Origin of the sequence: Candidatus Berkiella cookevillensis, assembly GCF_001431315.2 — a bacterium.
Lineage (GTDB): Bacteria > Pseudomonadota > Gammaproteobacteria > Berkiellales > Berkiellaceae > Berkiella_A > Berkiella_A cookevillensis.
In genome coordinates this window covers 1,295,687-1,306,510 of record NZ_LKHV02000001.1, presented here as the reverse complement: position 1 = coordinate 1,306,510, position 10,824 = coordinate 1,295,687, and the positions used below count along the sequence as shown (strand labels likewise).

Sequence of the window (10,824 nt, the reverse complement as noted above, 5' to 3'; positions counted from 1 at the left end):
AGAAAAAGGAAAGTGTCATATCTTACTTTTGTTCAGATTTTTGAGAGATAAATTTTAAAATAGCTTCTGCTGCTTTATCTCCAGCATCGCATTTTAAGGTTTTATGAATTCTTTGAAACTCAGTCAAAAGCTCTTCACACGCACTTGGGTCTTTTATATATTCTAATAATACTTTGCCCATTGCTTCAGGCTGCACAGCATCTTGCAAAAATTCTGGCATTAAGATTTTATCAGCAATAATATTCGGCAAAGCCATATATTTTGCTTTCACTAATCGTTTTGCAATTTGATAGGTAAACCCAGACATTCTATAAGCAACAACACAAGGGCGTTTTATCAATGCTGCTTGCAAAGCAGCCGTACCAGAAGCAAGCAAGATGGCATCACTGGCCTGCATTGCCGTTATCGACTGCTCTAGAACTAAATGAACATCTTGTAAATCTGGGAAGGACTGCAAGATCTCTTTAACCTGATTGAACCTGGCTTCATTTACACAAGGCACTATAAATTTTAAATTTGGTACTTTCTGCTTTAACCATTTTGCAGTTAGAAAAAAATCATTTGCCAAATATCTCAGCTCTGCGTCTCTACTACCAGGCATGAGTGCAAGCCATTGTGCATCTGGATCCAGTTTAAGCGCTGCTCTTGCTTTGAACTTATCCGAAGTCATTTCAATACTATCTGCTATTGGATGTCCTATATAACAAGCTGGCACTCTATGTCTATCGTAAATTTCCTTCTCAAAGGGAAAAATCAATAGCATCAAATCAACTGCTTTTTTAATATCATGTATTCGATTAGCACGCCAAGCCCAAATGGTGGGGCTTACCAAGTGCATGGTTTTGATTTTTTTATTCTTAAGTATTTTTTCAAGACGTAAATTAAAATCAGGCGCATCAATGCCAATAAAACATGCAGGTGGGTCTTTCTTGAAATGAGAAATAATATTTTTTTTTAGGCGAAGAATTTGAGGAAGTTTCTTTAAAGGCTCTATCAAGCCCATCACCGAAAGTGTTTCGATCTGACCAATAGATTCCATGCCTTCTTTTTGCATGTGAGGCCCCCCCACACCAACGAAACGCACGGAAGGACAACGCATTTTAAGTGAATGCATAATGCTTTGCCCCAGAATATCTCCTGAAGCTTCGCCAGCAACAATACCAATAACCGTTTGCTTATTCATCGTTAAGCAATCGTCGTTCAACGAGTAAAACCGCGCGTTGAACCTTTAATCATATCGAGCATTAACCCTAGTTTAGAACACTCTGATAACATGCCTTCCACTTGGTGCACAGCCTCTTCTAAAGATAAACCTTCTCTAAAAACAGCTTTATAAGCACGTTTTAAAGTTGTTATCTCATCAGTAGAAAAACCATTACGTTTTAAGCCTTCTGCATTTAAACCATAACTCTGTGCTGGATGACCTGATACAGTAATAAAGGGCAACACGTCTTTGACGATAATGCTTCCACCTGCGCTGAAGCTATAAGAACCAATTTGACAGAATTGATGAACGCCAACAAAACCACCTAAATTTGCAAAATCATCGACGGTTACATGTCCTGCTAAAGAAGCATTATTTGAAAAAACAATATTATTACCAACGATACAATCATGGGCAATATGCACATAGGCCATCAATAAGTTATTGTTTCCAACTTTTGTCTTACCACCACCTGACACAGTACCACGTGATATGGTTGTGCATTCTCTGAAGATATTATTGTCACCAATTTCTAAAGTGGTTGGCTCACCATGATATTTTTTATCTTGTGGCTCTTCACCAATAGATGCAAATTGAAAAACTTTATTATTTTTGCCCATTTTGGTTGGGCCATTAATGACAGCACTTGGTCCAATCCAACAATCATCACCAATTTCTACATCAGGCCCTATGACGGTAAAAGGACCAATATGAACATTTTTACCCAATTTTGCAGAGGGATCGATATGAGCTTTATCAGAAATCACGAACTTACTTTCCTCATGGCACTTAAAATATCTAGGGAACACACAACATTACCATTAACGCTGGCTTCTCCATGCACTTTCCAGAAACTACCTTTGGTGTTTAAAATCTCAACATTTAATACTAATTGATCACCAGGCAATACAATTTGCTTAAACTTTACATTATCCATTGAGGCTAAATAGCATAAGTGATCTTTAGGACTACTTTTGGTAATTAAATATGCCAATATAGCGCCGGCTTGTGCGAGCGATTCAATAATCAGAACACCAGGCATTACAGCATTATCTGGGAAATGGCCTGTAAAACAAGGCTCGTTTACCGTAACGTTTTTAATGGCTGTTAATTTATTATCAGTATAGCCTAAGACACGATCCACTAATAAAAACGGATACCGATGTGGCAAATAATTTACAATGTCTTGTATATAGATAGTGTTGTTCTCACCTTCTAACACCACAGCTTAGGCCCCCTTTTCAGATTGCAATTGTGACTCGACTTGAGCCAAACGATTTGCAATTTTATCCAATTGATGAAATCTTACGAGATTCTTTTTCCATGTTCGCATATCTGTAACCGTCAATGCAGATGCATAAGCACCTGATTCAGTAATTGACTTACCAACATTTGAACATCCAACAATGCTAACTTGATTTGTAATATTAATATGGCCATTGATATTTGAAGCACCACCAATTAAGCAGTTTTGCCCAATCACAGAACTGCCTGCAATACCTGTACACGCAGCGATTGCCGTTCCTTTACCAATTTTAACGTTATGGCCAATTTGAATGAGATTATCTAAGATCACATCATCTTCAATAACGGTATGATCAATGGCCCCTCTATCAATTGTAGTATTCGCGCCAATTTCAACACGATCACCAATGCGGACACCACCGATTTGAGGTACTTTAACCCAATGCGCACCGTTTCGAACAAAACCAAAACCATCACTACCAATCACTACACCACTATGAATAACGCACTGTTGGCCAAGGTGACAATTGCTATATATGTTCACATTGGGATGTAAAAAGCTATTTTTAGCAATAATGGAATCGTCACCAATAATACAATTTGCTTGTATGATGACATTTTCTTCGATAATAACATTTTTACCAATAACGACATTTGGCCCAATAAATGTTTTAGGATGGATCTCAGCGCCTTCACCAACAACCACAGATGGATGTTTTGAGGGAGAAAAATGTAATTTGGGGAATAACAAATGTACTACTTTTACAATGGCTTGTCTTGGTTCATCATGAATCAAAAGCGGAATATTCAAATCACGCTCTTGTTCAAAAATATCTTGTGTCGTAATAAGGGCAGATGCTTGAGTATCCGCTAAGTGTTGCCGATATTTATGATACTGATCACTATTATTTAAAAAAGTAATTTGAGCTTTGTGGGCACTTTGAATTGTGCCCACATTTTCTATAATAACGTCACCCTCTCCAACGAGCTTTGCACCAATTGCTTGCGCAATCACTTTCAAAGACAAAGGCTTAGATTGCGAGGCATATTGAGGGCTGCTAATGGTTTCTAAATTCATTTTATAGTAGCTCAACTAATTTTAAATTAATTACTTAATGCTTTGACAACTTTATTGGTAATGTCAACCTGTGCAGAAGCATAGAGTTTTGTATCTTGATGTAAAATAATATCGTATTTTTCTTTTTCTGCGATATCGTTCACAACTTTATTAACTTTTTCTATTAACTTTTGCATTTCTTCTTGGTAACGCGCAGTAGAATCTTCACGGAATTCTTCTTGCATTCTTTGCAGTTCACGTTGATTTGAAACCAATTCTCTTTCTAATTTAGATTTTTCAGAATCACTCATAACAGCGGCATTACGCTGGAGTTTTTCTGATTTCTCTTTCATTTCCTTTTCTGTCTTAACAATCTTTTCTTCTTTGGGCTTAAATTCTTGCTGCAATTTTTCCATTGCCGCTTTCGCTTCTGGTGAGCTAGCAACAATTTTACGCATATCTACAACACCGATTTTTACGCCCTCAGCAGATACTTGTGTTGGCAAACTCATTGCAACAAACAAAGACGCAACAGAAAGATACTTAACTAAATTATTCACGCAAGCCCCCTAACTGGAAACACTTTAAATTTTAAAATACGGTACCAAATGTAAACGAGAACTTCTTCACTTTATCAGCATTTCTATCAAACTCAATGCTTTTATCCTTCGTAGGACGAAGCGGTATACCATAGCTAAATACCAAAGGTGCCAAAGGCGATACCCACGTCACAGAAACACCAGCCGAATATCTTAACCCTTTTGGGTTACGAGATAAACTCTTGTTATCATCATAATATCGATTAACAGAGTCATATGCCTGACCCGCATCTAGAAAGAGCTGAGCACGTACGGATGGAATGTTACCAATCCACTCATTAGGAATAACAAGACCAGTGCTGCCCGTTACTAAGAAATTACCACCAAACGGATTATCATGGCTGTCTTTAGGCCCTAAGCTATTATCTTCAAATCCTCTAACACTACTATTGCCGCCCGCATAAAAATGACGATAAAACGGTAATGCAGATGTTTTGCCATACCCATCTCCATACCCAAGTAATCCAGATGCGGTAAAGATAAATCCTTTAAAAAGTGATTTATACCACTGCACATCGTAAGTCATGCGATAATATTGCAACGTGGATCCAGGAACAGCGACTGAAAGGCTTGCACCTTGACGCAAACCATTTTCAGGGAATAGGTATCTATCGAAGGTATTATGCGACCAACCTAAGGCTGCCGTCACTTCATTACTATTGTTACCATTCTTGGTTAGGAAGTTTTCAATTTCTTTGGGCGCATTATAGGCATTACCTACTGCTAATTTTGTGGACTGATAACCAAGACCAAAACTAATACGATCGACAGGAGAAATAGGATAACTGTAATTAACATTGCCACCTAAAGCATCCGTCGTATAATCAGAAATACTGGTGGAACGGCTTAAATCTGTTTCACTATAGTAGACAGAAAAGCCACGGCTCACACCATCAATGGTATAGTATGGATTATTGTAAGATAAGTTATAGGTTGTGTAAGCTTTACTTTGGTTAAAACTAAAATCAGTGCTATTTCCTGTACCTAAGAAATTTCGGTTTGAAATATTCGCATTAAAGACAATACCGTCTGAATCAGAATAACCAATTCCGCCCCCTAATTGACCGGCAGATGCTTCTTGTACCGTATAGATAACGTCAACTTCATCGCTCACACCCGGCACAGGCTTTAGATCTACTTTTACTTCTTTAAAATAACCTGTTCTATTCAATCGCGTTCGTGAATCTTCAATTAAACTCGTATTAACAATCGCAGATTCCATTTGAATTAATTCACGACGCAATACTTCATCTTTTGTCTTAGTGTTACCTTCAAATAAGATACGTCTAACCTGCATACGATTGCCGGGTTCTACATAAAAGGTAATATCTGCAACATGTTCAGCATCATGCACATCAGGCACAGGATTTACATTTGCATTTGAATAGCCTTCCTGTCCTAAGCGATCGTTCAACGCTTCAACAATCTTTGCAACTTTAGTTCGAGAAAATATTTCACCTTGCTTTAAGGTTATATACTGCATGAGTTCAGATTCAGGTAACACTGTGGTACCTGCTAAAGATATTTTTCCAACAGTAAATGGTTGGCCTTCTTGAATATTCACCGTAACATAAATATCTAATTTATCTGGCGTTATGGTTACCTGGGTCGAGGTGATTTGAAAATTCAAATACCCTCTATCCAAATAAAAGGTTCTAAGCTTTTCTAAATCAGCACTCAATTTTTCTTTATCGTATTGATCACTACGCGATACCCAGCTAAAGCAATGCGATTGAGCTAAAGCAAATTCTTTTAATAATTCTTCCGTCTTAAAATCTCTATTGCCAATGATGTGTATGGCTTTGATGCGTGCAGCTTGCCCTTCGAAGATCGTAATCTCAATATTGACGCGATTTTTATCTTGTTCTGTAACCACTGAATCAATTTTGACGGAATATTTACCATGACCAAAATACATCCGTTCCAGCTCGTTTCTCACCATTTCCAGTGTAGAGCGATCAAAAACATGACCTTCAGCCAATCCGGTTTCTTTTAAAGTAGCTTTTAGGTTATCACTGGTTATATCTTTGTTACCTGTGATTGTAATCTTACCTATCGTAGGCCTTTCCAATAGCTCTATGACTAAAGCATTGCCTTCACGTCCCAACTGAATATCTTGGAAAAAGCCAGTATTAAAAAGGGCTTTCAAAATTTCACCACTACGCCCTTCAGTCATCACATCCCCAATATTTACTGGGAGATAATTGATGACTGTGCCTTCAGCAATGCGCTGTAGGCCTTGTATCTTGATATCTTCTACGACAAAGGATTCAAAGGCGTAGGCTTGATGCACCGATTGAGTTAAAAGCCCTGCCAATAAAACATACCAATACTTATTCATACTTCTTATTCTTCACCGCTTGTTTGAATTATAATAATGCGTCGATTGAAATTTTATTTTTTGATTTGCTAGCAAACAAACTATTTTGCTTTTGCACTAAGAGTGGCCATACTAACACAGGTCGCAATAAATAAAAGCTACAGAAACGAATCTTAAGCGGTGAAACAGAAAGAAGTAGCTAACTAATTAAGAAAGGCTTGTTTTGAATCGTGTCATCTGAATGAAGAGAATCGGCATAAACTGATGCAATGATAGGTGGCTTTCTCTTATCAATGAGCAGGACGAATCAAAATTTTATAGCAATCAATTATTATCCAAATGCAGACAATGGCGCCTCCATATCCAAAGGCACATTTTCTGGATGTGGACTTGAAAATTCAGCCTCATCTAAAGATGAGCGCATCACATCTTCACTGATTGAAGATATAGATTCATCATTATCAAATAAAGCATCATCATTCACAATATCAACATATTGTAAGCGCGCATTATTTTCTAGATTAACAATAGGTTGAGGCGCTTCAGAGGCTAGCGCAAATTCTAGAAAACCAATATCGGCGCCATTATCTCCAGAAAGTGCATAAGCGATTTTAAAACTAGAATTGATACTCTCCATTGTCGCTACCATTTGACTTAAACCATCGGCTTCTAACTCTTCTAAAATATAGCTACCATCATTATTGAGAGTAAATCTTGTTTGACCATTGTCATATACAACACTATTTTCGAATGGCCAGAAATACCCATCAATACTCCCTGAACCTGATATAAATGCATGCGCTGTAGCCGCTATGATACTTTCTGAGCCTAAGAGATAGTCATTATCCAATACATTACCAGTAAAGGTTTGCATCTCATTAACATCATCAAACAAAACAACGACATCATCAACCGCATATGCAAACTCTACATTAGGCGTATCAATGCCATCAATTTCTACTTCAAAATTAGCCGTATCACTCCCATAACCGTTACTAATAGTGTAATCAAAACTTTCAGTCACAGCACCAATATTTTGTAATTGAGAAAGTGGTGCTTCATAGGTAAAACTACCATCTGCATTAACAATTAATGTAGCACCTAGTGCCGTTATGAATGGTATGCCTACCATGCCAACATTTCCATTCTGTTGAAAACTTGTAACAACCAAAGGATTGCTGGGTCCCGTATCTTCATTTGCATCATCATTGTTTAGTAAATTACCACTAATTTGTTGCGTACCAGAAAGAACAATATCTTTAAAATCTGAAAGAGCAGCATCAGGCTCTAAAACACTAGACGGATCTTCACCATTGGTAATGGGACCTAGTGCATTTGCCATACCATCTTCTCCACCAATCCCAATCACAACGGCATCCACATCATATTCTTCTAACGCTGTTTGCCAAACATTAATTATATTAGGATCTGCGCCATGCGCACCACTTCCGATAGGCCCATACACAGGAATACCATCGGCAATGAAATACAGCATATTTTGTTCGCCCTGAACAAACATCGGATTTGCTGCGCCTAATGTATCCAAACCATACTGCATTGCTGCATCATAAAACTCATCATAGGCAGGAAAAAGAGAAAGAATGTAGGCCATTGCTGCATGAGGATCGTTACCAAAATATTGTGCACCAAAGAGTTGTGGGTCATTTACAGGGTGACTATCATCTGCCGTATAAAAATCGGTATTGCTTGGAGTAGGCACAACCCAAATATTTACTTCAGGCGAGAGCTGACTTAAGGTGTAAATCAATCCTGTTTCGCCAACAAGTGTTTGTTGCAAAGTGAGCATTTTAGAAAATTCTGCTAGCCCTTTTAGCCGCATTGAACCAGAAATATCTAACATTAACGTTAAATTAATCGGCAGCGCTGCTCCAGAAAAATTATAACTATCATTCCTAGCCGTTGGAGGGTTAATTGGTAAGAGTGCTATATTGCTTTCATTTCTTGCAGCATTAAATTCATCAAAATTATTGTATTCTTCAGGAAGATTAATACGGACATTAGACAAATCCAATTGTCTTGGAGTAGAGTTGACTTGTGCCCAACTACCGATATAACTACTATCAGGCAAAGGTTGTACTGTTCCCTCATTTACAACACTCATTTCTGTCTGAGCTACTGTAGCATTTTCTACAGGAATCTCACTATTTTCAACAATATCAGCTTTTTCTTCTTTTTCCTCTTTCTCACTTTTATTCCGAAGATCTTCTTCCGTATCTTTTATTATATCTTCTACCTTATTCAAAAAATCATTCACTCCAGCTTCAAAGTTATGAGATAGCATATCTAGTTTTAAAAAGGAGGCCATGCTCGCATTCAGTGCTTGAACTTGCATCTCATTGTTATCTATTGAGTTTTCTTGCGCAACGGATGGATGTGGCGATTGATTTAATTTACTACTATTCTTCATTACCCTATCCCCTAAAATACAGATAAAAAAATATGGAGATATAAATACTAGATTGATAAATTATGCTATCAATAAAGAAAACCTGTCGTAATTGGACTAAAGTATGAGTTTTGCGATAAATCAAACTTATTATTTGCCAAAATGCTGTATATACACTGGCCGACCCAAGAGAAATTTTTATACTAAAAAATTCAGATAATATGTCATGCCAGCGAAGGCTCATAGGCGTCAACTCAAAGATAATCAAAGCTTGCTTGGTTAATAACCTAAGACCGAATCCCTAATCTATACAATGAATCTAGACTGGGTATTTTGTAGGGGCGGGCCGTTGTGCCCGCCCTCTCTGTATCCGGGCCGACACAGCGGTCGGCCCCTACAGCTCTTTAAAGTATGATGCCGGAGATGAGGATGGCTGAAAGCCAGGTGAGGGTTAAATATGAAAAGAGAGAAGCTCTCTCCGTCTAAGTAAACATTCTCAATAGATCATTGTAAAATGCAACTGTAATCAAAAAGATAAGCAGCAGCATGCCTAATTTATAACCCAATATTTGTACTTTTTCTGATACAGGTTTGCCTGTAAATATCTCAATCACATAATAAAGCAAATGTCCGCCATCTAGGATGGGAATGGGAAGCAAATTAAGAACACCTAAGCTAATGCTGATTAAGGCTAAATAATTTAAATATTGTTGGAATCCAATGAGTACCGAAATACCTGCGCCTTGAGCCAAGGTGATTGGCCCACTTAAATTATATAAACTTACATCGCCCACAATCATTTTGCCAATGAGCTTCAAAGTAACCGAAATAAACTGCCCCGTCTTTTGAAAAGACGCAATCATGGCATGCCATGGGTCAAAGCGCTCTACCCATTTATATTCATCAGATAATTCTGGAACTTTTACTTTAAGTCCGGCAAAGCCAATCTGTTTGCCATTTGCACCAATATTTACACGAGGAGCAAATACGATGGTTTTATGGCTGTCCTGACGCTTAATAACTAAAGTAATAGATTGTTGAGGACTTTTTTCAATGACTTCTGTAAATTCACGCCAATTTGAGATAGGGTGGCCATTAACAGAAATAATTTCATCGCCTGGCAAAAAGCCTGCCTTCTCGGCAGGCTCATCAGGCATGACGGAATAAATAACAGGCGGTATGGGCGTATGGTAAGCGTCAATACCCAAGGAATCCAATAAGTCAGGCTTTTCTCGACTGATAACCCAGTTCTGTAAATTAAGGCTTACTGCTTTAGTATCACCTGAAGCTGTTTTAACATCAAAATGTAAATAATCTGTATCGCCTAAGCGAGACATAATTTGTTTGAAAACGCTTGCCCATGTACGGGTTTCAATAGAATCAACTGCTAAAATCTGATCACCAACTTGCAAACCAGACTGCGCTGCGATGGACTGTGGTTGAACCTCTCCCACAACAGGAATTGTTCCTGTTAAACCAATCATGAACATCAGCCAAAAAGCAAAAATTGCAAAGATAAAATTAAAGATAGGGCCTGCAGCAACAATGCTAAAACGCACCCAAACAGGTTTACGGTTGAAGGCATGCGGCAGATCAGCTTCCGCAACATTTCCTTCCCTCTCATCAAGCATTTTGACGTAACCACCTAATGGTAACATCGCGACGACATACTCCGTCCCCGCCTTATCCTTCCAACTGAATAATCGTCGACCAAAACCAACAGAAAATTTTAAGACTTTAACCCCTAATTTTCGAGCAACCCAAAAGTGCCCAAATTCATGAAAAGTCACTAAAACACCGATTGCGATAATAAACGCTAATATTGCAATCAAAATTGTAGACATGTATTTAACCTTTCCATTTAGCTATTTGAAACAATTTCTAGTGCAACGTAACGTTCGTTTTTAATAGAGTTCCCGATGAGCGCAGCGAATCAGTTTTCTCACTTTTGTAAAGGGAGAAAGCGCGCAGCGCAAGAGGGATTTAGCTGTT

At 38.1% G+C, this 10,824-nt stretch carries 8 protein-coding genes; all 8 read right to left on the bottom strand.

Features of this window, described 5'->3' with window-relative positions; translation table 11 throughout:
* Positions 1 to 22 precede the first annotated feature (22 nt).
* The 8 genes from lpxB to rseP all read right to left on the bottom strand — a co-directional run bounded on the left by lpxB (position 23) and on the right by rseP (position 10,676).
* Positions 23 to 1,183 (bottom strand): lipid-A-disaccharide synthase, encoded by a 1,161-nt coding sequence (lpxB, locus tag CC99x_RS05535; protein ID WP_057622864.1) that lies wholly within the window; start codon positions 1,181 to 1,183, stop codon positions 23 to 25.
* Between the two features lie 17 nt (positions 1,184 to 1,200).
* Positions 1,201 to 1,971 carry an acyl-ACP--UDP-N-acetylglucosamine O-acyltransferase gene (gene lpxA / locus CC99x_RS05530; RefSeq protein ID WP_057622868.1) on the bottom strand — a complete coding sequence of 257 codons (771 nt, stop codon included), beginning with the start codon at positions 1,969 to 1,971 and terminating at the stop codon, positions 1,201 to 1,203.
* Positions 1,968 to 2,429, bottom strand: a complete 462-nt coding sequence (gene fabZ, locus CC99x_RS05525) for a 3-hydroxyacyl-ACP dehydratase FabZ (protein WP_057622870.1) — start codon at positions 2,427 to 2,429, stop codon at positions 1,968 to 1,970. The genes lpxA and fabZ overlap by 4 nt, the downstream gene beginning before the upstream one ends.
* Before the next feature lie 3 nt (positions 2,430 to 2,432).
* Positions 2,433 to 3,527, bottom strand: coding sequence for a UDP-3-O-(3-hydroxymyristoyl)glucosamine N-acyltransferase (gene lpxD / locus CC99x_RS05520; protein WP_057622872.1), 1,095 nt, complete (start codon positions 3,525 to 3,527; stop codon positions 2,433 to 2,435).
* A gap of 26 nt (positions 3,528 to 3,553) precedes the next feature.
* Positions 3,554 to 4,066 carry an OmpH family outer membrane protein gene (locus CC99x_RS05515; RefSeq protein ID WP_057622874.1) on the bottom strand — a complete coding sequence of 171 codons (513 nt, stop codon included), beginning with the start codon at positions 4,064 to 4,066 and terminating at the stop codon, positions 3,554 to 3,556.
* A gap of 31 nt (positions 4,067 to 4,097) precedes the next feature.
* Positions 4,098 to 6,446, bottom strand: a complete 2,349-nt coding sequence (gene bamA / locus CC99x_RS05510) for an outer membrane protein assembly factor BamA (RefSeq protein WP_057622876.1) — start codon at positions 6,444 to 6,446, stop codon at positions 4,098 to 4,100.
* A 310-nt stretch (positions 6,447 to 6,756) separates the two neighbouring features.
* Positions 6,757 to 8,853 (bottom strand): Ig-like domain-containing protein, encoded by a 2,097-nt coding sequence (locus CC99x_RS05505; protein WP_057622878.1) that lies wholly within the window; start codon positions 8,851 to 8,853, stop codon positions 6,757 to 6,759.
* 461 nt (positions 8,854 to 9,314) lie between these two features.
* The gene (rseP, locus tag CC99x_RS05500; RefSeq protein WP_057622880.1) at positions 9,315 to 10,676 is read right to left on the bottom strand and encodes a sigma E protease regulator RseP; all 1,362 of its coding nucleotides are present in this window, start codon (positions 10,674 to 10,676) and stop codon (positions 9,315 to 9,317) included.
* Positions 10,677 to 10,824: the final 148 nt, after the last annotated feature.